The sequence below is a fragment of the Pseudomonas sp. efr-133-TYG-103a genome, assembly GCF_030209235.1.
Taxonomy (GTDB): domain Bacteria; phylum Pseudomonadota; class Gammaproteobacteria; order Pseudomonadales; family Pseudomonadaceae; genus Aquipseudomonas.
This window is the reverse complement of sequence record NZ_JARVSK010000013.1, coordinates 197,794-220,174: the sequence shown is the minus strand read 5'-3', so window position 1 is coordinate 220,174 and position 22,381 is coordinate 197,794. Positions and strand designations below refer to the sequence as shown.

22 protein-coding genes are annotated in these 22,381 nt (G+C 62.1%); 12 read left to right on the top strand and 10 right to left on the bottom strand.

The window, feature by feature from the left end; all coding sequences use genetic code 11:
* Positions 1-19 precede the first annotated feature (19 nt).
* From QRN36_RS12380 to QRN36_RS12335, 10 genes are all read left to right on the top strand, one after another.
* Positions 20-691 (top strand): riboflavin synthase, encoded by a 672-nt coding sequence (locus QRN36_RS12380; RefSeq protein WP_062384719.1) that lies wholly within the window; start codon positions 20-22, stop codon positions 689-691.
* Positions 692-708: 17 nt separating this feature from the next.
* Positions 709-1,800 carry a bifunctional 3,4-dihydroxy-2-butanone-4-phosphate synthase/GTP cyclohydrolase II gene (gene ribBA / locus QRN36_RS12375; protein ID WP_285424329.1) on the top strand — a complete coding sequence of 364 codons (1,092 nt, stop codon included), beginning with the start codon at positions 709-711 and terminating at the stop codon, positions 1,798-1,800.
* A 147-nt stretch (positions 1,801-1,947) separates the two neighbouring features.
* Positions 1,948-2,424 carry a 6,7-dimethyl-8-ribityllumazine synthase gene (ribE, locus tag QRN36_RS12370; RefSeq protein WP_074756916.1) on the top strand — a complete coding sequence of 159 codons (477 nt, stop codon included), beginning with the start codon at positions 1,948-1,950 and terminating at the stop codon, positions 2,422-2,424.
* Complete coding sequence (gene nusB, locus QRN36_RS12365; RefSeq protein ID WP_093468949.1) at positions 2,421-2,921, top strand: transcription antitermination factor NusB; 501 nt, start codon at positions 2,421-2,423, stop codon at positions 2,919-2,921. The genes ribE and nusB overlap by 4 nt, the downstream gene beginning before the upstream one ends.
* 35 nt (positions 2,922-2,956) lie before the next feature.
* A complete protein-coding gene (gene thiL / locus QRN36_RS12360; RefSeq protein ID WP_285424328.1) occupies positions 2,957-3,922 on the top strand; it encodes a thiamine-phosphate kinase in 966 nt (321 codons plus the stop codon).
* Positions 3,919-4,428 (top strand): phosphatidylglycerophosphatase A, encoded by a 510-nt coding sequence (locus QRN36_RS12355; protein WP_093468955.1) that lies wholly within the window; start codon positions 3,919-3,921, stop codon positions 4,426-4,428. Before thiL ends, QRN36_RS12355 begins: the two co-directional genes overlap by 4 nt.
* A gap of 11 nt (positions 4,429-4,439) precedes the next feature.
* Positions 4,440-5,231, top strand: coding sequence for an ABC transporter substrate-binding protein (locus QRN36_RS12350; RefSeq protein ID WP_285424327.1), 792 nt, complete (start codon positions 4,440-4,442; stop codon positions 5,229-5,231).
* Positions 5,232-5,342: 111 nt separating this feature from the next.
* Positions 5,343-5,960 (top strand): GTP cyclohydrolase II, encoded by a 618-nt coding sequence (ribA, locus tag QRN36_RS12345; RefSeq protein WP_285424326.1) that lies wholly within the window; start codon positions 5,343-5,345, stop codon positions 5,958-5,960.
* On the top strand, positions 5,957-6,379 hold the full coding sequence (locus tag QRN36_RS12340) for an MFS transporter (protein ID WP_285424325.1): 423 nt from the start codon (positions 5,957-5,959) through the stop codon (positions 6,377-6,379). The genes ribA and QRN36_RS12340 overlap by 4 nt, the downstream gene beginning before the upstream one ends.
* A complete protein-coding gene (locus tag QRN36_RS12335) occupies positions 6,379-7,176 on the top strand; it encodes a cobalamin-binding protein (protein ID WP_285424324.1) in 798 nt (265 codons plus the stop codon). Before QRN36_RS12340 ends, QRN36_RS12335 begins: the two co-directional genes overlap by 1 nt.
* Positions 7,177-7,769: 593 nt before the next feature.
* On the opposite strand, the gene QRN36_RS12330 is transcribed toward QRN36_RS12335, so the two are convergent.
* From QRN36_RS12330 to QRN36_RS12295, 8 genes are all read right to left on the bottom strand, one after another.
* Entirely contained in the window at positions 7,770-9,653 is a 1,884-nt protein-coding gene (locus QRN36_RS12330) for a TonB-dependent receptor domain-containing protein (protein WP_285424323.1), read from the bottom strand.
* 249 nt (positions 9,654-9,902) lie between these two features.
* Positions 9,903-11,801: a 1-deoxy-D-xylulose-5-phosphate synthase gene (gene dxs, locus QRN36_RS12325; protein ID WP_285424322.1), complete on the bottom strand. Its 1,899-nt coding sequence runs from the start codon at positions 11,799-11,801 to the stop codon at positions 9,903-9,905.
* A gap of 222 nt (positions 11,802-12,023) precedes the next feature.
* Positions 12,024-12,911, bottom strand: coding sequence for a (2E,6E)-farnesyl diphosphate synthase (gene ispA, locus QRN36_RS12320; RefSeq protein WP_285424321.1), 888 nt, complete (start codon positions 12,909-12,911; stop codon positions 12,024-12,026).
* Positions 12,908-13,150: an exodeoxyribonuclease VII small subunit gene (locus QRN36_RS12315; RefSeq protein ID WP_062384761.1), complete on the bottom strand. Its 243-nt coding sequence runs from the start codon at positions 13,148-13,150 to the stop codon at positions 12,908-12,910. The genes ispA and QRN36_RS12315 overlap by 4 nt, the downstream gene beginning before the upstream one ends.
* Before the next feature lie 240 nt (positions 13,151-13,390).
* Positions 13,391-14,044, bottom strand: coding sequence for an oxygen-insensitive NAD(P)H nitroreductase (nfsB, locus tag QRN36_RS12310; RefSeq protein ID WP_285424320.1), 654 nt, complete (start codon positions 14,042-14,044; stop codon positions 13,391-13,393).
* A gap of 22 nt (positions 14,045-14,066) precedes the next feature.
* Complete coding sequence (locus QRN36_RS12305) at positions 14,067-14,843, bottom strand: glycine betaine ABC transporter substrate-binding protein (protein ID WP_285424319.1); 777 nt, start codon at positions 14,841-14,843, stop codon at positions 14,067-14,069.
* A gap of 15 nt (positions 14,844-14,858) precedes the next feature.
* Complete coding sequence (locus QRN36_RS12300; RefSeq protein WP_373568742.1) at positions 14,859-15,956, bottom strand: L-dopachrome tautomerase-related protein; 1,098 nt, start codon at positions 15,954-15,956, stop codon at positions 14,859-14,861.
* A gap of 144 nt (positions 15,957-16,100) precedes the next feature.
* A complete protein-coding gene (locus QRN36_RS12295; protein WP_285424317.1) occupies positions 16,101-17,108 on the bottom strand; it encodes a zinc-binding alcohol dehydrogenase family protein in 1,008 nt (335 codons plus the stop codon).
* Between the two features lie 107 nt (positions 17,109-17,215).
* On the opposite strand from QRN36_RS12295, the gene QRN36_RS12290 reads away from it, so the two are divergent.
* Complete coding sequence (locus QRN36_RS12290; RefSeq protein ID WP_285424316.1) at positions 17,216-18,121, top strand: LysR family transcriptional regulator; 906 nt, start codon at positions 17,216-17,218, stop codon at positions 18,119-18,121.
* 33 nt (positions 18,122-18,154) lie between these two features.
* Here the strand turns inward: QRN36_RS12290 and QRN36_RS12285 are convergent, their stop codons facing one another.
* Together QRN36_RS12285 and QRN36_RS12280 are read right to left on the bottom strand one after the other, a co-directional pair.
* Positions 18,155-19,939, bottom strand: coding sequence for an IlvD/Edd family dehydratase (locus QRN36_RS12285; protein ID WP_285424315.1), 1,785 nt, complete (start codon positions 19,937-19,939; stop codon positions 18,155-18,157).
* Positions 19,940-20,071: 132 nt separating this feature from the next.
* Positions 20,072-21,268, bottom strand: a complete 1,197-nt coding sequence (locus QRN36_RS12280) for a fumarylacetoacetate hydrolase family protein (protein ID WP_285424314.1) — start codon at positions 21,266-21,268, stop codon at positions 20,072-20,074.
* 122 nt (positions 21,269-21,390) lie between these two features.
* Between QRN36_RS12280 and QRN36_RS12275 the strand changes: the two genes are divergently transcribed.
* Positions 21,391-22,356, top strand: a complete 966-nt coding sequence (locus QRN36_RS12275) for a LysR family transcriptional regulator (protein ID WP_285424313.1) — start codon at positions 21,391-21,393, stop codon at positions 22,354-22,356.
* The last annotated feature ends 25 nt before the right edge of the window (positions 22,357-22,381 follow it).

The following is a 22,381-nucleotide window of genomic DNA, read 5'->3' as shown; positions in this document are numbered from 1 at the left end:
CTGTTCTCCCGGAGGACCCATGTTTACCGGCATTATCGAATCCATCGGCAGCATCCGCGCCATTACTCCTAAAGGCGGCGATGTCCGCGTTTATGTAGAGACCGGCAAACTCGACCTTTCCGACGTCAAGCTCGGCGACAGCATCGCAGTCAACGGCGTTTGCCTGACCGCGGTCGAACTGCCAGGCGATGGCTTCTGGGCCGACGTCAGCCGCGAAACCCTCGATGTGACCGCGTTCGTCGATCTCAAGACCGGCAGCCGCGTCAACCTTGAAAAAGCCCTGACCCCGACCACTCGCCTGGGCGGGCATCTGGTCAGCGGTCATGTCGACGGCGTCGGCGAAGTGCTCTCCCGTGAAGAAAACGCCCGCGCGATTCAATTTCGCATGCGCGCACCCCGCGAGCTGGCCAAGTACATCTCGCACAAAGGCTCGATTACCGTCGACGGCACCAGCCTGACCGTGAACGCCGTTAACGGCGCCGAGTTCGAGTTGACCATCGTTCCCCACACGCTGGCGGAAACCATCATGGGCGACTACCGCCCGGGCCGTAAGATCAATCTGGAAGTCGACCTGCTGGCACGTTACCTGGAGCGTTTGCTGCTCGGTGACAAGGCCGCCGACCCGACGCCCGCCCAAGGCGGCACCATCACCGAAAGCTTTCTGGCCGCCAACGGCTACCTCAAATCCTGAATCGAAGGGGGTGCCGAGTGGCGCTCAATAGCATCGAAGAACTGGTTGAAGACATTCGCCAAGGCAAGATGGTCATCCTCATGGATGACGAAGATCGCGAAAACGAAGGCGATCTGATCATGGCTTCCGAATGCGTCAAGGCCGAGCACATCAACTTCATGGCCCGTTACGCACGTGGCCTGATCTGCATGCCGATGACCCGCGAGCGCTGCGAAACACTGAAGCTGCCGCTGATGGCGCCGCGCAACGGCTCGGGCTTCGGCACCAAGTTCACTGTTTCCATCGAAGCCGCCGAGGGCGTCACCACCGGTATTTCCGCCGCTGACCGTGCGCGCACCGTGCAGGCCGCAGCCGCCAAGGACGCCAAGGCTGAAGACATCGTCAGCCCCGGCCACATCTTCCCGCTGATGGCGCAGGCTGGCGGCACGTTGTCCCGCGCCGGTCACACCGAAGCGGCCTGCGATCTGGCGCGCATGGCCGGATTCGAGCCGACCGGCGTCATCTGTGAAGTGATGAACGACGACGGCACCATGTCCCGTCGTGCGGAACTCGAAGCTTTCGCTGCCGAACACAACATCAAGATCGGCACCATTGCCGACCTGATCCATTACCGGATGATCCACGAACGTACCGTTCAGCGGATTGCCGAACAGCCGCTGGACAGTGAACTGGGCCAGTTCAACCTGGTGACCTACCGCGATTCGGTCGAAGGCGACGTTCACCTGGCGCTGACGCTGGGCAAGATCTGCGCTGAAGAAGCGACGCTTGTCCGGGTTCATAACATGGACCCCGTGCGCGACCTGCTGATGGTCAAGCAGCCCGGCCGCTGGAGCCTGCGGGCCGCGATGACTGCGGTTGCCGACGCGGGAAGCGGTGTCGTTCTGCTGCTGGGGCATCCCCTTGACGGCGATGCCGTTCTGGCACATGTGCGGGAAACCGCCGGTGGCTCGCCGATCAAGACGCCGACCACTTACAGCACGGTCGGTGCCGGTTCGCAGATCCTTCGCGACCTTGGCGTGCGCAAAATGCGCCTGATGAGTTCGCCAATGAAGTTCAACGCGATATCCGGTTTCGATCTGGAAGTTGTAGAATACGTGCCCTCCGAATAAAGACCGGCAGGTCAGCAGCCGTGAAGCCCGCCGGGTTTTCGCGGCTTTTGTCCCTGCGGTCGCCGATTCGTGGCCTAAAATCCCTGCACGCGCGCGTCGAATGCGCGCTTGCTTGCTCTTTAATACGAGAACACGAGACTCAGCCGAATGACCCTGAAGACCATCGAAGGTACCTTCATCGCCCCCCAAGGTCGCTATGCCCTGGTGGTTGGCCGCTTCAACAGCTTCGTCGTGGAAAGCCTGGTGAGCGGTGCCGTTGATGCCCTGGTTCGCCATGGCGTGAGCGAAAGCGACATCACCATCATCCGCGCGCCTGGCGCTTTCGAAATCCCGCTGGTCGTGCAGAAAGTCGCCCAACGCAGCGAATTCTCCGCGATCATCGCCCTGGGCGCTGTCATCCGCGGCGGCACTCCGCACTTCGAATACGTGGCTGGCGAATGCACCAAAGGCCTGGCCCAGGTTTCCATGGAGTTCGGCGTTCCGGTCGCTTTCGGCGTACTGACTGTCGACTCCATCGAACAAGCCATCGAACGTTCCGGCACCAAGGCCGGTAACAAAGGCGCTGAAGCTGCCCTGTCCGCCATCGAGATGGTCAGCCTGTTGGCGCAGTTGGAGGCCAAGTGATTAACGACGAAAGCGATCAGTTCAACCCGCGCGACCCTCGCCCGGCCGATGCTGGCAAGCCCTCCAAGAGTGAAAAGCGCCGTGCCGCGCGCAAGCTTGCCATGCAGGCACTGTATCAATGGCACATGGCCAAGCAGTCGCTGAACGAGATCGAAGCCCAGTTTCGGGTCGACAACGATTTCAGTGACGTCGATGCCGCTTACTTCCGCGAAATCCTGCACGGGGTTCCTGCGAAGAAGGTCGAGATCGACGTCGCGCTGACCCCTTGCCTGGACATCACCATCGACGAACTGGACCCGGTTGAACTGGCGGTACTGCGCCTGTCCACCTGGGAAATGCTCGAGCGCATCGACGTGCCGTATCGCGTGGTCATCAACGAAGGCATCGAGCTGGCGAAAGTCTATGGCTCGACCGATGGTCACAAGTTCGTCAACGGCGTACTCGACAAGCTGGCTCCGCGTCTGCGCGAAGTCGAAGTGAAGGCTCACAAGCGCTGAGGCGTCTGGATTTCCAGACCTGAGCGTATGACGCCATGGGCGAATTCGAGCTGATCCGCAATTACTTCGCCGCTGCGCCCTGCGCGCAGCCCGGCGAAGGCGTTGCCTTGGGCATCGGTGATGATTGCGCCCTGTTGTCGGTGCCTGCCGGCGAACAACTCGCTGTCTCGACCGACACACTGGTCGCCGGGGTGCACTTCCCCGACGTCTGCGATCCTTTCTTGCTGGGCCAGCGCGCCCTCGGCGTTTCTGCCAGCGACCTGGCAGCCATGGGCGCCAAGCCCCTCGCATTCACCCTTGCCCTGACCCTGCCGGAAGTTTCTGCCGCCTGGCTGGAAGCGTTCGCGCGCGGCCTGAATCTGATGGCGCAGGGCTGCTCGCTGCGTCTGATCGGCGGCGATACCACGCGCGGACCGCTGAGCATTACCGTGACCGTATTCGGCGCGGTGCCTGCGGGCATGGCGCTGACGCGTGCCGGTGCGAGACCGGGCGATTTGCTCTGCGTAGGTGGCGCGCTGGGCGACGGCGGCGGTGCGCTGCCGCTGGTGTTGAACCAGCGCAGCAGCGAGGCGTCTACCACTCAGGCCTTGCTTGCGCGGTACTGGTCGCCCCAGCCGCAGCTGGCGCTGGGTCAGGCACTGCGGGGCAATGCCACGTCGGCGCTGGACATTTCTGACGGCTTACTGGCCGATTGCGGTCATATTGCCCTGGCATCGGGCGTTCGCTTGTTGATCGAGCGGGACAGGATTCCAATGTCCGACGCGCTGCTGAGATTTTTCGGACGAGACGAAGGGCTGAATGCCGCTCTAAGCGGCGGCGATGACTACGTGCTCGCATTCACCTTGCCGCCATCGCGGCTTGATAGTCTGACGTCGGCTGGCTGGCCCGTATCGGTGATCGGTCAGGTGGTTGCAGGCCAGGGCGTGGCATTGCTCGACGACCTGGGGCAGGACGTCACTCCGTTGACTCGGGGTTACCAACATTTTCGGGAGACACGGTGACAGATCATCCTAATCAGGTCCCGGCGGAGAACGTTCCTCCGTCGGTCTGGACCAATCCCTGGCATTTTCTGGCCTTCGGTTTCGGTTCAGGCACCTTGCCCAAAGCGCCCGGAACCTGGGGCTCGATGGTCGCGGTGCCCTTCATTCCTCTGTGGCAGATGCTGCCGGACTGGGGTTACTGGCTGATGCTGGGGATCACCATGCTGTTCGGCTTCTGGCTGTGCGGCAAGGTGGCCGACGATCTGCGCGTGCATGACCACGAAGGCATCGTCTGGGACGAAATGGTCGGGATGTGGATCACGCTCTGGCTCGTGCCGGAAGGCTGGGTCTGGCTGCTGGTCGGGTTTCTGGTGTTCCGCTTCTTTGACATTCTCAAGCCTTGGCCGATTCACTGGATCGACAAGCACGTGCACGGCGGTGTCGGCATCATGCTCGACGACGTTCTGGCCGGGGTTTTTGCCTGGATGGCGATGCAGGGTCTAGTCTGGCTGTGGGGAGTGATATAGGAACCACACTCATGGGCGGTATCGGGAAGGTCTTGCTGCTGGGTCTGTCGCTGTTGGCGACGGGGCTTTGCGTGGCCGCGGAGCCAGGCGGCAGCGACCTTCTGACCGAGAAGCCCGATGATATCGTGCTGGTCAGCGAGCAATGGAACGCCTACACCGAAGCCGACGGAACCGGCCTGGGTTGGGACCTGATGCGCGAGGTGTTCGAGCCCGCTGGCGTCAAGGTGCAGTCCCGTATCGAGCCCTACACCCGGGCGGTCGGGCTGGTGCAGCGAGGTGAGGCCGATGCCTGGGTCGGCGCCTACGAGAACGAGGTCGAAGGCACGCTGTATCCGAAATGGCACTACGACACCGATGAAATCTACGCATTGGGGCTGGCTTCCCACCCTGCGCCGACACTGCAGAACCTGGGCAGCTACCGCCTGGCGTGGGTTCGCGGTTACGAGTTTCAGCATTACTTGCCCAACGTGGTTCATTTCAACGAGGTGGCGCGACGGGACCACATCCTCTCGATGCTCGAACACGGCCGTGCCGATCTGTACATCGATGCCAAACCGGAAGTCGACTTCATCCTCGGCCAGACCAAAGCGCCGCAGAGTTACCGCACGACGTACCTGACCGCGATCCCGCTGTACCTGAGTTTTGCCGACAACGCTCGCGGTCGCGCCCTGCGGGATGTGTTCGATGAGCGCATGGCGCATCTGGTGCGGTCCGGCAGGCTGAAACCGATATTCGCTCGCTGGAAGCAGCCTTATCCGTTCGATGCAAACGATGTTCACAGCGCTGGCAGCGCCGGCCAATGATCAAACTTCCTGATCTGAATAGCCGACAATTCAGCCTAAGCGTCTCCTGGAACGTGCTGTTACAATGCCGCCTTGCGAATTTCCAGCCCTCATACTGATCAGGAGCACACGGTGCCCGTCGTATTTGTCGCGGCTTCCAAGCTGCCTACCCCTTTTGCCACTTTTACAATGAACGGTTTCCTCGAAGAGGAAAACGGTCGCGAGCATGTCGTACTTACCCTCGGTGATGTGTCAGATGGCGCCCCTGTGCTGGGGCGCGTGCATTCCGAATGCCTGACCGGCGATGCCTTGTTCAGTCAGCGCTGCGACTGCGGCTCCCAACTGGAAGCGGCCTTGCGTGCAATCGCGTCGCAAGGTCGTGGTGTGTTGCTCTACCTGCGTCAGGAAGGGCGTGGCATCGGCTTGATGAACAAGATCCGTGCTTATGAATTGCAGGACGGCGGTGCTGATACGGTCGAAGCGAACGAGCGTCTGGGCTTCGCCGCCGACCAGCGCGATTACGCCATTTGCCTGCCGATGCTCGAGCATCTGGGCATCAAGTCGCTGCGTCTGATGACCAACAACCCGCGCAAGGTCAAAGCGCTGACTGACATGGGCATCAACGTGGCCGAACGCGTGCCGCTGCACACCGGCCAGAACCCGCACAACAAACTCTATCTGGCGACCAAGGCCGGCAAGCTCGGCCACATGATGGGCAATGAGCACCAAAGCGAGGTCGACCCTGCGTGACACGCAGTAATGTACGCCGTCGCCTGGCGTTGGCCTGGTGGCGGCAGATGGCCCTGACGCTGGGCCCGTTACTGGTGGTCTGTATGTTCTTCGGCGGCGGCAAGGCTACCGGTCCTTCGGTTTTCGCCATGCCATTGTTCATCGCGGGCATCGCCTCGATGTTCGTCAGCCTCAAGCCATTCGGTGTGTACAAGCGCTCTCTGATCGCCACGCAGAAGGCGCTCGACACCCCTGAAGAGCCTGCGGCCTGGCTGAAACTGGCCGCCGACCGGCGCATGGCCTTCCTCACTGCAGGCTTGCCTGCGTGGATTGCGGCGCTGGCGGTCTTCGCCGATCTGGAGCCCGTCGCGCTCGCATTGCTGGCGCTCTCCAGCGTTGTTTTGCTGCTCCTCTATCGCATCCCCCGTCAGCTGGCCTGATGCGCCTCTTCCTAGCCTGCCTGCTGGCGATGATGGTAAGCCCTGCGCTGGCCGTCGAGCGCGTGATCAGCCTTGCGCCATCGCTCACTGAGATCGTGATCGAGCTCGATTCGGCCGATCTGCTGGTTGGCGTGCTCGACGGTGGCGAACGTCCCGCGCAGGTTCAGGTGTTGCCCTCGGTGGGTCGTTACGGCCAACTGGAAATGGAGCGGCTGCTCAGCCTCCAGCCTGATCTGTTGTTGCTCTGGCCCGGCAGTGTCGGCGTCGCGCAGCGTGAACAATTGCAGCGGCTGAACATTCCGACCTTCATCGCCGAGCCGCACACGCTGGATCAACTGGCGGATCAGATCGAACAGATTGGCGAACGCCTGGGCCGTGGCGAACGTGGGCGTCAGTTGGCCGGTGAATTTCGCCAGCGGCTGTCTGGGCTTCGCGAGCGTTATCACCGCGACGCCCCGATGCGCGTGTTCTATCAGGTATGGGATCCGCCGCTGTATACGGTCGGTGGCGGGCAGATCATCAGTGATGCGCTGAGCGTGTGCGGCGCGCGAAATGTCTTCGACGACCTGACCCTGCCAGCGCCGCAGGTGAGTCTGGAGGCGGTGTTGCAGCGTGATCCTGATGTGATCGTGGCCAGTGATGCCGCGCTGTTGAAGGCCTGGACCGCGTGGCCTCAATTGAAAGCCGTCAGGGCGCAGCGTTTGCTGTCAGTGCCCGACAAAGGCCTGGAGCGCGCCAGCGGGCAGATGATCGAGGCCGTTGCGAAGTTGTGTGAAGCGATAGCGCCAGATCGCTGAACGTGCTGACGTCGATACTTCTGGGGACTGAGCCAGCGGCCTCTAAAGCCCTTTTCGATCAGCGGCGTAATACCCGCCGCTTTCTTGCCCAACAGGTTTTGTGGCCTGGCGCTATACCAGTCAGCCCCGCATTACCCTTGTAGGAGCGCGCTTGCTCTGGGCCGCACTCGGACGATCGGCTGCGCAGCAGTCGTAAAGCCATCACCGTGTTTTGCCTGAATCACCGCGTTCACCGGTTTTGCTGCCGGTACCCGGCAGATCGTCCGAGTGCGGCCCAGAGCAAGCGCGCTCCTACAGGACGTGCGCCCGAGCCACGGACAAATGGTCTGTACATCCGATGGAGATGCAGCGGCCCAGAGCCAGTCTTCGCGAGCAAGCTCGCTCCCACGGGATTTGCATCTGGCCGAAGAGCTGGAAATGTCCGGAGATCCCGGTGGGAGTGAGCTTGCTCACGAAGAGGCCGGTGCATGCTGTGGAGAGGGAGCGGCTGGAATCAGTGTTCTTCCGATGGCAGCCCCGAGCAAGCGCTTCCTCAGGTGACTTGCCGTTTTTCTAAAGACCAGACGGCGCCAGTGGCGGCATGGTGTGGCGAGTCATAACTCAGGCGTCCAGGTGACGCCGAACATCCACGTCCGGCCTTCTTCGCGATAGCCATAATTGCCGCCATCGAAGCTGTACAGCGTGCGGCTGTAGCGTTTGTCGAAGGCGTTATCCAGCTTGAATTCCAGCTTTACCTCGTCGCTGGCTTTCCAACTGCTGCGCAAACCGAACAAGGTGTAACCGCCGATAGCCTGGGTGTTGGCTTCGTCGTTGAAGCTGCTGCTCACCGCCTGCCAGCTGGCGCCTACGCCGAGCCGATCGAATTGACGATCCAGGTCCAGATTCAGGGTTCTGCGCGCGCGCCGGTTGAGCGTGCGGCCGGTGTCCCGGTCGCGCGGGTCGATGATCGATGCGCCCAGTTTTCCGGTCCAGCCGAACAGCTGTTGCTCCAGCGCGGCTTCAAACCCATTGATTCGTGCCGAAGCGATGTTCTGCGGTCGGAAGTCACTGTCCAGCGCGATGGCGTCCTGCAGGTCGGTGCGATACAGCGACGCCTCCAGCTTGCTCGTATCACTCAAGCGGCTTCGCCACTGCAGCTCGTAACTTTTCGAATGCTCGGGCTTGAGATTCGGGTTACTGAAGTCCGGGTAATAGAGATCGTTGAAGGTCGGCGCACGGAAGCCTTCGCTGTAGGAAACCAACAGGTCGTTGGTGTCGTTGAGCGCTAACGTCAACGTTCCGCTCCAGGTGTTCTGGCTGCCGAACTGCTGATTCTGATCGTGGCGCAGGCCCAGCTCCGTGGAGAATCCGTCGCCCTTGTAGCGATGCTGGACGAACGCAGCACGATTCCATCGGCTGTCTTCGTCGAACGCGGTGCTGCTGTTGACCCGGTCTTCGTAGGCGTCCGCGCCGAGCATGAGGCTGTTGCGCGCATCAAGAGTCAGATCGTTCTGCCAGTTGATCGAGTCGCGGTAGGTGTTGAAGACATAGCGATCGTCGCTGAGCTTGTCGAAGGTCTTCTCGCGGTTTTCGCTGTGCCCGATCTCGAGGCGGGTTTTCCAGCGTTCATTGATGCGCGCATCAATGTAAGTCCCCAGGCTGCTCAGCTCGAAATCGCTGTACTGCTGCTGGCCAACGGTGTTGAAGGTAACCGGGTCGAACAACCCGAACGGATTGTCGAACTCGGTCTTGCCCCGGTTATCCAGCGCGTTGACGCCCACTTCCACGTCATCGCTGAGCCAGTGGCTGAGGTTCAGGCTGTACGCTGTGTTGCGGTATGCATCGTGATCGGCATCGCTGGCGAACGACGGGCCCGTGCGGTTTATGCCTGCCGTCTCGTCGAGGCTGGTGCTGAGGTTGAAATGCGTCCGCTCGTCCCCGCCTGACAGTCCCAGGCTGTGCTGCCAACTGTCGCGATTACCGAAACCACTGTGCACGCGCGCTTGCAGGCCTTGCTCGGCGCCGCGTCGGGTGAAGATCTGGATCACGCCGCCGATGGCGTCGGCCCCGTAGACGACAGAACGCGAGCCACGCAGCACTTCCACCCGCTCGATCTGATCGACGCTCAGGTATTGCAGCGCGCTGTCGGCCGACGTGGCATTGGCGATGCGTTGGCCATCCACCAACACCAGGCTCTGCGCGGCTTTAGTGCCGCGGATGTAGATGCCGGGCAGACTGCCGCGTCCGCCGCTGGGCGCGATTTGCACACCCGGTACGCGGTTGAGCAGGTCGGTGAGGTCGGTCGGCTGCAAGCGCTCGATGTCCTGGCGCGTGAACACCGTGTTCGCGGCGGTGCTGGCGTCGCGCTGTTCGACCTGACGATTGGCGCTGATCAGCACGTCGGGAAGTTTCAAGGCGTTTTCCCGGTCCGGCAGGTCGGCGAAGGCTTGGGAAGCGGGCAGCAGAGACAGGGTGAGGATAAAGCGGGGCAGGGTCATGTTTTTTCTTGTCTAACGCGATCTCTGTAGGAGCGCGGTTGCCCGCGATGCGAAAGTCCATCCGACATATCTGCGTCGTTGGAAAAATCTATCGCGGGCAAGCGCGCTCCTGCAGTGAAACGCCGTTTCAGTGATCGTTCCCACGCTCTGCGTGGTAACGCTTCCGGGCGCTCCGCGTCCAGCGCAGAATGACGCGGAGCGCCATGGGATGCATTCCCACGCCGAGCGCGGGAATGATCAGAGGAGCAGTCAGGCGTTCTGGATTTTTTGCAAACGCGCGTTGATCGACGCTTCGATTCCGGCGGCATCCAGCCCGCATTCCGCGAGCATTTGCGCAGGTTTGGCGTGCTCGACGTAAACGTCCGGCAGACCCAGATGCAGCACCGACTTGAGAATGTCTTCCCGTGCGAGGAACTCGCTGACCGCCGCGCCTGCACCCCCCATGATCGCGTTCTCTTCGATCGTGACCAGCAGATCGTGGCTGGCGGCCATGACGCGCACCATGGCTTCATCCAGCGGTTTGACGAAGCGCATGTCGACCACGGTCGCGTCGATCTTCTCGGCGACGACCAGCGCTTCGGACAACTGCACGCCGAACACCAGCATGGCCACTTTGCTGCCCTGACGGCGGACGATGCCCTTGCCGATCTCCAGCGGCTCGAGGCTGCTTTCAATCACTGCATTCGGGCCGGTGCCGCGTGGGTAACGCACGGCGGCAGGGCCGTTGAAGCGGTGCCCGGTGGTGAGCATCTTGCGCAGTTCGTTCTCGTCGCTTGGCGTCATCACCAGCATGCCGGGGATGCAGCGCAGGTAAGACAGGTCGAAGCTGCCGGCGTGAGTCGGACCGTCTTCGCCTACGAGACCGGCACGGTCGATGGCGAACAGCACATCGAGATTTTGCACCGCGACATCGTGAATCAACTGGTCGTAGCCGCGCTGCAGGAACGTCGAGTAGATCGCCACGACCGGTTTGCTGCCTTCGCAAGCCATGCCGGCCGCCAGGGTCACGGCGTGCTGCTCGGCGATCGCGACGTCGAAGTAACGCTCGGGGAAGCGCTCGCTGAACGCCACCAGATCAGAGCCTTCCTTCATGGCCGGTGTGATGCCGACCAGGCGCTCGTCAGCCTCGGCCATGTCGCATAACCATTGACCAAAAACACCGGAATACTTGGGACCGCTGGCTTTTTTCGGCTCGGCTGGCGCGTCGAGTGGGTCGAGTTTGGTGATGGCGTGGTAGCCGATCGGATCGACTTCCGCCGGCGCGAAGCCCTTGCCCTTCTTGGTGACCACGTGCAGGAACTGCGGGCCCTTGAGGTCGCGCATGTTGCGCAGCGTGGCGATCAGCGTTGGCAGATCGTGGCCATCGATCGGGCCGATGTAATTCCAGCCCAGCTCTTCGAACAGCGTACCCGGCACCAGCATGCCCTTGGCGTACTCCTCGGTGCGGCGGGCAATTTCCCACGCGCCGGGCAGACGCGAGAGCACCTTCTTGCTGCCTTCTCGCATGCTGGCGTACGTGCGGCTGGAGAGAATCTTCGCCAGGTAGTTCGACAGTCCGCCCACGTTGCGCGAGATGGACATGTCGTTGTCGTTGAGGATCACCAGCATGTCCGCCTTGACTTCTGGCGCGTGGTTCAATGCCTCGAACGCCATGCCCGCGGTGAGGGCGCCATCGCCGATGACCGCGATCGACTTGCGCTCGCTGCCTTGCAGGCGAGCGGCAATGGCCATGCCCAGCGCGGCACTGATTGAGGTGCTGGAGTGGCCCACGCCGAAGGTGTCGTACTCGCTCTCGCTGCGGCGCGGAAACGCCGCCACGCCGCCTTTCTGGCGCAGTGTCGACATCTGCTCGCGACGACCCGTGAGGATCTTGTGCGGGTACGCCTGATGACCGACGTCCCAGACCAGCCGGTCGTCGGGGGTATCGAAGACGTAATGCAGGGCAACGGTCAGTTCGATGACACCAAGGCCGGCGCCAAAATGGCCGCCCGTCTGGCCAACGGTATAGAGCAGCTCCAGGCGCAGTTCATCAGCCAGGGCTTCGAGCTCTGCTTCACCTAACCGGCGCAGGCCGTCCGGCGTCGCTGCCTTGTCGAGCAGTGGCGTGGACGGGCGCTCGCGGGGAATCTCTTTGAACGTCGTGGGCATCAGGCGAATCGTTATAAGTAAAAGAGGCGGCAGTTTACCTGATGCATCGCAAGCTGCCCACGCGGGACAGCAATGCGATGCTCAGCTCGGTCTGTTTGAGCGGCGGACGCTCTTGTAGGAGCGCACGCGGGCGCGATAAATCCATCGGATGAGAAAAATGTGCGCGATGCCCGGTCAGGCAGGGGAAAACCCGCCTGATCACAACGTGACCGGGACGGGCAATCAGTTGCGGCGTTCGACGATGTAACGGGCCAGCGCCCGCAGCGGCTCAGCTGCCGCGTCGAAAGGTCGCAGCGCAACCAGCGCCTGATCGCGCAATTCCAGCGCGTATCGTTTGGCTTGATCCAGACCCAGCAGCGCAGGGTAGGTCGGCTTGTCGCGGGCGATGTCTGCACCCTGACGTTTGCCGAGGGTCGCGGTATCGCTTTCGACATCGAGGATATCGTCCTGCACCTGGAAAGCCAGGCCGATGGCGCGAGCGTAGATTCGCAGCGAGTCGAGCTGCGTCTTGCTGGCACGGCCGCTGGCCAGAGCGCCGAGCCTGACGCTGGCTTCGATCAACGCGCCGGTCTTGTGGCGGTGCATGAACTCGAGCGCGGTCTGGTCGAGCTTCATGCCGACCGATCCCAGATCGATCGCCTGCCCGCCGACCATGCCCGCGGGCCCGGCCGCGTGGGCGAGGGTGGCGACCATCTTGAGGCGGGTGTCGGCGTCCTGCGGCGTCAGCCGGCTGTCGCTGAGTACGCTGAACGCCAGGGTCTGCAAGCCATCGCCGGCGAGGATCGCGCAGGCTTCGTCGAACGCCTTGTGGGTGGTCGGCATGCCGCGACGCAGATCATCGTCGTCCATGGCCGGCAAATCGTCGTGGACCAGCGAATACGCGTGGATCAGCTCGACGGCGCAGGCGGCGCCATTCGCCTGTTCGGCGTTGCCGCCCAGCGCTTCGCACGCGGCATAGACCAGCAGCGGGCGCACGCGCTTGCCGCCATTGGTCACGCTGTAGCGCATGGCAGCATAAAGACGGGTGAGTTCAGGGGCGGGTGCATCGAACAGGCCTTCCAGCGCCGCATTGACGCGAGCCTGGCTGAGGGCCTGATATTCGGCAATCATTCGGGCTGTTCCGCGTCGAAGGGTTCCTCGGCCAGTTCGCCATCGCGCTCCAGCAGAACCTGGACCTTCTGTTCGGCCTGAGCCAGGGCGCTTTGGCATTCACGCGTGAGGCGAATACCTTGTTCAAAAGCGGTCAACGAATCTTCCAGCGACAGCTCGCCGTTCTCCAGACGCTCGACCAGCGTTTGCAGATCCGTGAGGGACTGTTCGAAATCCAGTGCAGCTTTCTTGCGGGCCATGGCGGCTATCCCGGTAGACGTTAAACCGGCGCGACACTAGCAGAGCGGCGGCGATGGGGCAAATGAGAGGTGCCGGGCGGGGAACGCTTCGGGCGTGAATTTTCGCCGAGCGCCGCAATGGTCAGCGCGCTTGCCCGCGACTCGTCGTGCCTCCAACGCATCTGCGTCGTCGCACGTCTCCATCGCGGGCAGGCACGCTCCTGCAGCAGGCCCTGTTTCAGATCCCGGCGTAACGCCGGATCACAGGAAGGTGAATACCGACTCGGCCGGCAGACGTGATTTCGGCAGTTTGGCGTTGAAATCGCCTTCGCTGCGGTAGCCCAGGCTGACGATTACCAGGCTGGTGAAGCCTTTGTCGCGCAGGCCCAGTTCTTCGTCCAGCTTCTTGAAATCGAAGCCTTCCATCGGCGTGGCGTCCACACCCAGCGAAGCCGCGCCCAACAGCAAGGTGCCCAGCGCCAGATAGGTCTGTTTTTCCATCCAGTGCTGCACGTCCTTCTGATCGAATTTGTGCATGTTCACGTAGCCACGGCGGGATTTGTCCTGACCGGCCTTGGCTTCGTCGTTGGCAAAGCGTCCGTCGCTCTCTTCTTTTGCCAGCACCGCTTGCAGGTGAGCTTCGGGCATCTCGGTGCGCGTGCACAGCACGATCACGTGGGAGGCGTTGAGAATCTTGCTCTCGTTGTACACGAAACCGCCTTCGGCACCTTTGGCCACGCGCGCTTTGCCTTGCTCGTCAGACGCGACGATGAAATGCCACGGCTGTGAGTTCACCGAAGAAGGGCTGTGGCGCAATTGGTCCAGCAGCGTCTCGATGGTCTCCTGCGGGATCTTGCGGGTGGCGTCATACGCCTTGGTGGTGTAGCGGGATTTAGCCAGAGCAGTGAGTTGCATGGTGTTCTCCGAATCTAAAAGGTCAGGCAGATTGACGAAAAAGCCAGGTATCGGCCGCCGCGAGCGGCGACAGGCCTTCGCGACAGATCAGGTAATCAAGCTCGCTGACCACGGCGTTGCCGAGGGACAGGCGAGTCAGTTCATCGAGCAGTTCGGGCGCCATGCGCTGAGCCACTTCTTCACGCACGATCAACGTGGCGTCGTCCTGGCCGCCGAGCAGTCCTTTGGGTTCTGCCAGTTCGCGGATGGCGTAGCGGTGATGCAGAAACTGCGGATGCCACAGCGGCACCACGAACCACTCGCGGCGTTCTACAGACTTTTCGAAGCGAGTGAAACAGTCGGCTTCACTGCCGTTTTCAAAGTGGTAGCCCAACTCGGCCAGGCCATATTGCTCCACCATCGCCCTGGAAAACCGGCTGATACCGGCGCCCGGATTGATGCCCTGAATCAGATGGCTCATCCGCGATGCCACCTCTGGTCGAGCCAGGTCCATCACGCTGGCGACCTGGTCGACCGGGACATACTCGGGCACGCCCCAGATGCAATAAGGCTGATACAGCACGCCTAGTTTGCGGGTGTTCGCGGCGTGGGGCGCGAGGTAGCCGCCATGGCTGGCCGGTAGCCAGGCCGACACCAGCATGTCGACCTCGCGCGCGCCGTAACGCAGAAACATTGTTTCGTGGGGCGAGGTGCTGGTGATCACCTCGTAGCCGTGCCGCTCCAGAATCCGCTGCACGACAGCGGCGCTGGCGGCGTGAAAGCTCAGATCGATGTTGCCCAGACGAATGACCGGTTTCATGGCCTTGGCCCTCTGTCAGCGAGTGGGAGCCGGCGCGGCGTCAATTTTCACGCGCAGCAGGCTGTAAGGTTTTTCGCGAAGATCCTTGCCGTCATGAAAACCCGCCTGACGCTGCAACTGGTTGGCGGTGAAATACAGGTAGCCATCCGGGCCGACCGACAGCGTGTCCGGCCACAGCACGCGAGGGTCATGCACGATGGTCTGCCAGCTGCCATCGGCCAGGCGTTTACGAATGCCGTTGTGCTCGTAATCGCCGGCGTACACGGCGCCGTTGGCGTCGGCTTCGAGACCGTCCGAGGCGCCTTTCTCGCCGAGATCCTTCACGGCCGCTGCCAACTGCGCTTCGCTGACGTTCGGGTCGCGCAACAAAGCGGTCGGGACCGAGTACAGGTGGCGACTGGAAAGCGGGCAGAAATACAGGGTCTTGCCGTCAGCGGACAGCGCGATGCCGTCGGACGCCACGCCCAGGGTCTTGGCCTTGCCGTCCGGCCCTTTAGTGATCAACGCGGCCTGGCCCTCTACCACCGGAACGAAGTCGGGGTCGACCGACGTGGATTTCGCCCCGCTCAGACGGCGTGTCGCCTTGCCGCTGGCAATGTCCATCACGATGATTGCGCCGGGGCCTGAAACCGAGGAGTCGGTGACGTAAACGGTGCCCTCTTTGCCTGTGCGGAAATCGAAGCGCATGTCGTTGACGTATGTACTTGGCAGGATCACGTTGGCCGGGAACACCAGCGTTTTGACGATCTTGTTGCTGGCCAGATCAACCGCGACCAGTTTGGCGCCGCCCGCTTTGGGCGCGGCGAAGTTCGGCGCAGCGGTATCGAGCAGCCAGACTCGGCCCTGGCCGTCCGCGACCACGCTTTGCACGCTGATCAGCCCTTTGGCCGGTGCTTTCGGATCTTCGCGATTGAATGCAGCATCGGGATAGGCCACGACTTTGCCGTCGCGAATTTCGCCCACGGTGAAGGGCACGTCATCGCCCCAGCGTGGGTAGTTGACGAAGATTCGCCCGGTTTCAGTGACGGTCACGCCGGTCGGCATGGCGTCGTGAAAGGTGAAGACCTGTTCCAGCTGACCGATGGTTTTTTCCGCTGGCGCGTTGCCCGGCATGGCCGAAACACTGGCTGCAAACGTGGTCTGGCTGGCGAGTGCGACTGACAAGGCCAGTGCCGACCACGCTAAATGCTTTTTCATGGACATGACAGTGCTCCGTGGCCTGCGGGAGCAGGCCATTTTGATGATGGAAAAAGGGGGTTAGAAACCTTCCAGAACGATCTTGCCCTTGGCTTTGCCGCTCTCGATCACGGCATGAGCGCGGCGCAGGTTCGCGGCGTTGATCGCACCGAAGTGCTCGCCCAGCGTGGTCTTCAGCACGCCTTTGTCGATCAGTGCCGATACGCGGTCCAGCAGCTCATGCTGCGCGATCATGTCCGGGGTTTCGTACAGCGAACGCGTGAACATCAGCTCCCAATGCAGCGACAGTGCCTTGCGTTTCATCGGGACGACATCAAGGGTTTTCGGGTCGTCGATCAGCGCCAGCTGGCCTTGCGGGCGTAGCGCTTCAATCAGTTGAGGAAAATAACTGTCAGTGTGCGTCAGGCTCGCAACGTGGCTGACCTGGCCAACGCCGATTGCCTTGAGTTGCTCGACCAGCGGCTGGCTGTGATCGATGACGTGGTGGGCGCCGAGGCCTTTGACCCATTCGCGGGTTTCGGGACGCGACGCGGTGCCGATGACGGTCAGCTTCGTCAACTGACGAGCAAGCTGAACCAGAATCGAGCCGACGCCGCCGCCCGCACCGATGATCAACAGACTGTCGCCTTCACCACCGCCTTCGGTAACGCCCAGTCGATCGAACAGCAGCTCCCACGCAGTGATGGATGTCAGCGGCAATGCGGCCGCGTGGGCGTTGTCGATGGACTTGGGTTTGTGGCCGACGATGCGCTCGTCCACCAGATGGAATTCACTGTAGTTGCCGGGACGCGCGATGGAACCGGCGTAGAACACCTCGTCGCCGGCCTTGAACAGCGAAACCTCGCTGCCGGTTTCGCGAACCACACCGACCGCGTCCCAACCGACCACTTTGGGCTCGGTTGCGGCGGAACCTGCGCGCACTTTGGTGTCCACCGGATTCACCGAAATCGCTTTGACTTCGACCAGCAGGTCACGCGGCCCTGGAGTGGGCTTGGGCAGATCCATATCCATCAGCGCGTTCGGGTCTTCGATGGGCAAGCCGTGTTGGGTAAAGGCGATTGCTTTCATGGCGCTCTCCGTAGAGGGATTCGATTTGAAGTTGGACCTATCATGTTCTTGTTCCTCTCTCAGAAAAACCGGCAGAATCCGCCAACACTTTCACAGCTGGAGTGAAAATGATCCGCATCGATGACCTGGCGCTGTTCGTTCGTACGGCGGCTTTAGGCAGCTTTTCCAATGCCGCCCGCGAGGTCGACTTGTTACCCGGTCAAGTTGCTGCCGCAATAAAGCGCCTGGAGCGTGAGCTGGATATCCGACTGTTCGCTCGCTCCACGCGCAGCCTGCGTCTGACTGCCGAAGGCGAGCAATATCTGCCGACCGCGCAGAGCGTGCTCGACACCTTGCGTGATGGCCGGGAAAAACTGCGACGCGAAAGCGCGCAATTGCAGGGCACGCTGCAGGTGGCTGCGCCCTCCGATCTGGGGCGAAACCTGCTGCTGCCCTGGCTGACCGATTTTCGCCGGCAACATCCTGCGCTGAATCTGCGTTTGTACGTTTCCGATCAGGTCGCCGACATGTTTCGCGACCCGGTCGATACCGCCATTCGTTATGGCGTGATCGAAGACGCTCAATACATCGCCTTGCCGCTGGCACCCTGGAATCGGCGCGTGCTGGTGGCCGCGCCTGATTATCTGGCGCGCAAGGGCAGGCCGCTGGTGTCTGACGATCTGGCGCGTCATGACTGCCTTCTGTTCACGCTCAGCGGTCGCGTGTATGACAAGTGGCGAGTGGGCGGGCGGGTGATTTCAGTGTCAGGCCCGCTGTTGACCGACGATGCCGATCTGGTGCGGCGCTGGGCCGTGGCGGGCGAGGGCGTGGCGTACAAGTCGTGGCTGGATGTGTGCGATGACGTGCGGTCGGGCGCGCTGGAGTTGCTGTTGCCGGATTACCCCGGCGAGCCGACCCCGCTGCATCTGGTCTGCCCGCACCGCAAACAGTTTTCGCCTGCGGTCCAGCAACTGCATTCGCTGTTGAAGAACCGCTTTGCGGAGATGGAGAAAGGCTTGCCGAAGTTGATGTGATCCGCGCGTCGGTGGCGGGCGGATCAACTGCCGTCAATGCGAATGCCGTGGTTCGCCGCTTCGCGCGATCACGCGCAGGTGCAGCGTGGCCGGTTCCAGACAGCCGCCGGTGGAAAGCTGCCCGACCAGTTGACGATACAGCTCCTGCCATGGCGTCTGCGAAGCTGGCATCTTGGGCTCGAAAGCGGCACGCCGCTCGGCCATCTCCTCATCGCTCACCAATACGTTGACGCTGCGGTTGTTCAGGTCCACGCGCAGGCGGTCATTGGTTTTCAGCAGCGCCAGACCGCCACCTACCGCGGCCTCCGGCGACATGTTCAGGATCGAGGGGCTGGCCGAGGTGCCGCTCTGCCGGCCGTCGCCCAGGCAGGGCAACGAGTCGATGCCGCTTTTGATCAGTTCTGCCGGCGGCGCCATGTTCACCACTTCGGCGCTGCCCGGATAACCCACCGTACCGGCGCCACGGATCACCAGAATGCAACGCTCGTCGATGTCCAGCGACGGGTCGTTGATGCGCGCGTGGTAGTCCTCCGGCCCTTCGAACACGATGGCCCGCGCCTCGAAACTGTTCTCCGCGCCCGGCTCGGACAGATAGGTCTTGCGGAAGGCTTCGCCGACCACCGACATCTTCATGATGGCGCTGTCGAAAAAATTGCCGCTGAGCACGATGAAGCCTGCGCGGTGCTTGAGCGGGTCCTCGTACGGGCGGATGACATCGGCGTCGTGTGCGACGGCATTGCGCACGATCTCGCCGATGGTCTTGCCCGACACCGAGCCGCACGCCTCATGGAGCTTCCCGGCTTTCTGCAATTCATGCATCACCGCGGGTACGCCGCCCGCCCGGTGAAAACCTTCGCCCAGGTACTTGCCCGCGGGCATGCAGTTGACGAGCAGCGGTACGTCTTCGCCGATGTGCTGCCAGTCGTCCAGGCTCAGCTCGACACCCATGTGACGTGCGATGGCGATCAGATGCGGCGGGCAGTTACTCGACGCGCCAAGGGCAGAGGCCACTGCGATAGCGTTCTCGAAAGCTTCGCGGGTCATGATCTGCGAGGGGCGTACGTCTTCGCGCACCAGGTCGCAGATGCGCTTGCCCGTCATATAGGCCATCTGCCCACGCTCGCGGTAGGCGGCAGGAATACTGGCGCAACCGGGCAGCGACATGCCCAGCGCTTCGGCCAGTGCGTTCATCGAGAGCGCCGTGCCCATGGTGTTGCAATGGCCCACCGACGGTGACGCGGCAGTGGTCATTTCCATGAACCCTTCGTAGTTGATCTCGCCGGCGGAGAGCAGGTTGCGCGCATGCCACAGCACGGTGCCCGAACCGATCAATTCACCTTTGTGGCGGCCATCGAGCATCGGTCCGCCAGACAGCACGATCGCCGGAAGATCGGTGGTGGCCGCGGCCATCAGGCAGGCCGGTGTGGTTTTGTCGCAGCCGGTGGTCAGCACGACGCCGTCCAGCGGATAGCCGTGCAGAATCTCCACCAGGCCCAGATACGCGAGGTTTCGGTCAAGGGCCGCGGTCGGGCGGCGCGTCTGCTCAGCCATCGGGTGAACGGGGAACTCCATGGGAATGCCGCCCGCATCGCGAATCCCTGCCTTGACCCGCTGGGCCAGTTCCAGGTGATGGCGATTGCACGGCGCCAGATCGCTGCCCGTCTGGGCGATACCGATGATCGGCCGCCCCGATTGCAGCTCTTCGCGGGTCAGGCCGTAGTTCATGTAGCGCTCGACGTAGAGCGCGGTCATGTCCGCGTGGCTGGGATCGTCGAACCATTGCTGGCTGCGCAGGGGGCGTACAGGCTTGTCGGACATGATTCGGGGTCTCTCTTGGAATTAGGTTTTTCGATACGCCAGCGAGGCGTCATGTTGCATACCGCTGGATCGGTCAGACAGCGAGCCGTCCACAGAAGTCGGTCACAGGCCAACCGACTTCTGCAGCCATCGTCAGGCGTCTTTGCCCTGTTGCGTCAGCAGATTGCGCGCGGCGAGATTGCGGAACAGCGCGCCGACGCCGAACGTCCACGGGGTCGCCTGACTGCTGTGCGTCACCTGATTATGCAGGCCACCCAACAGGCGGCTGCTGATGCTGACCTGATCTCCGAGCTTGTGAGTGAAGCCGCCGCCGACGGTGTCGCGGTCTTCGGTCGGGGCGAACAGCGTGCCGAGGAACAGCAGGAAGCCATCCGGATATTGATGGTTGGCGTTGAGGGTCTGCCCTGCGATGTCTTGCGGATCGCGACTGATCTGCGACATGGAACTGGAGCCTTGCATCACGTAGCCGTCTTCGCCACTGACCTGCAGATCGACCACGCAATTGCGCACGTCATCCATGGAAAAGGTCTCGTCGAACAGGCGGATGAAAGGGCCGATGGCGCAGGAGGCGTTGTTGTCCTTCGCCTTGCTGAGCAGCAATGCGCTGCGGCCTTCGAAGTCGCGCAGGTTGACGTCGTTGCCCAGGGTCGCGCCGTGAATCTGCCCGCGGCTGTTGACCGCCAGCACCACTTCGGGCTCTGGATTGTTCCATTCCGATTTTGGATGAATGCCGATCTGGCTGCCGCTGGCGACGGCTGCGAGCACGGGCGCCTTGGTGAAAATCTCGGCGTCCGGGCCGATGCCGACTTCAAGGTATTGTGACCACATGCCCTGTTCGATCAACAACGCCTTGAGCTTGCTGGCCTGCTCCGAGCCCGGTTTGATGCTGCGCAGATTGTCGCCGATTGCGTTGTGCACAATGGACCGAACGCTTTCTGCCTTGGCCGGATCGCCTGCGGCCTGTTCCTCGATCACGCGCTCGATCATGCTGGCTGCGAAGGTCACACCTGCCGCCTTGATCACTTGCAGATCCGCCGGGGCGAGGAGGAAAGGCTTGTCCAGATCAGGCGTGGCGGTCGAGTTGGCCAGCAGCTCTTCGACGCTGGCGATCCGTCGACCCTGAGTCGCGCGCACCGCTTCAAGGGGCGATTCACGTTCCAGAAGCTGGCTCAACGTGGCGAACGCGGATGACAGATCGAAGACACCGTCGCTGCGCAGCACGATCGGCGAAGGCCCGCCGACATTGCCCGGGACCCAGGCGCGACCAATCAGCGTGCCGCTCAGACCATCGGCGGGCAGGGTGTTTTCCGGGGTAAGTTGAATGGGCATGAAAGCAGTCCTCGACATTCTTATGGTTTTCCTACCGACCCTAATGAGCGGCGCCGATAAACTCCAATGACATCTGCTCAATAATCGATAACATTGGGTTATCACGATTCGAGGCTGTGCCCATGTCCGATATTTCCTTCTCGACGGTTTGTAACTGGCTCAAGTTCAAGCATCTGGTGCTGATCGACACGCTGGCTCGCACGCGCAACATGCACGCTGCGGCCCTGCATATGAACCTCAGCCAGCCTGCGGTCAGCAAGATGCTGCGCGAGATCGAACGTTTGCTGGGTTTTGACCTGTTCGAGCGTCTGCCACGCAACATGCCGCCGACTGCGTTGGGTGAGCATGTGGTGCGGTACGCGCAAATTGCCTTGAACGATGCGAACAAGTTCGTCGATCAGATCAGTAGCCTGCGTGAAGGCGGCCATGGCTTTCTCAAGGTCGGCGCAATCTTCGCGGCCACGGCGGTCGTGCTGCCAGATGCCATCGTGCAGCTTAAAAATCGCTGGCCCTTGCTGTCGATCGAGGTCGTGGAGCAGACCAGCGATCACCTCATGGAAATGCTCGACGACAAAAAACTGGACCTGGCCGTTGCGCGCTACACCCATGAAAACCAGCAGCAGGTCTACGATTTCCAGCCGTTGGCGCCTGAGCCTTTCTGCATGGTGGTTAACAGCCGTCACCCATTGACCCGCCTGGACGAAACGCCGCTGCAGGAGTTGGGCAACTGGCCCTGGATTCTGTACCCGATCGGGACGCCCATTCGCGCCCGCATGGAGCAGGCCTTCTCGGCGGCGGGTATTTCCACACCGAAGAACACCATTGATACCATTTCGATGCAGACCTTCCTGCAAGTGCTGCAGTCCGGTCCCATGATCGCGATGCTGCCGGCTTCGATGGCGCAGCCACATCTGGAGAGCGGATTGCTGACCGTGCTCAACACGCCGCTGAAACTTGCGCCGCAGGACTACGGAATCCTCACGCGGCGGGGCGAGCCGTTGCTCGGCGCTGCGTCGGAATTTGCCGAAATCCTGCTGACCAACGCGCAACTGGCGCGCGATGCAGAGGGCTCGCCCGGCCGCCTATAACGCTGCCCGCTGCGCTGCCTGATCC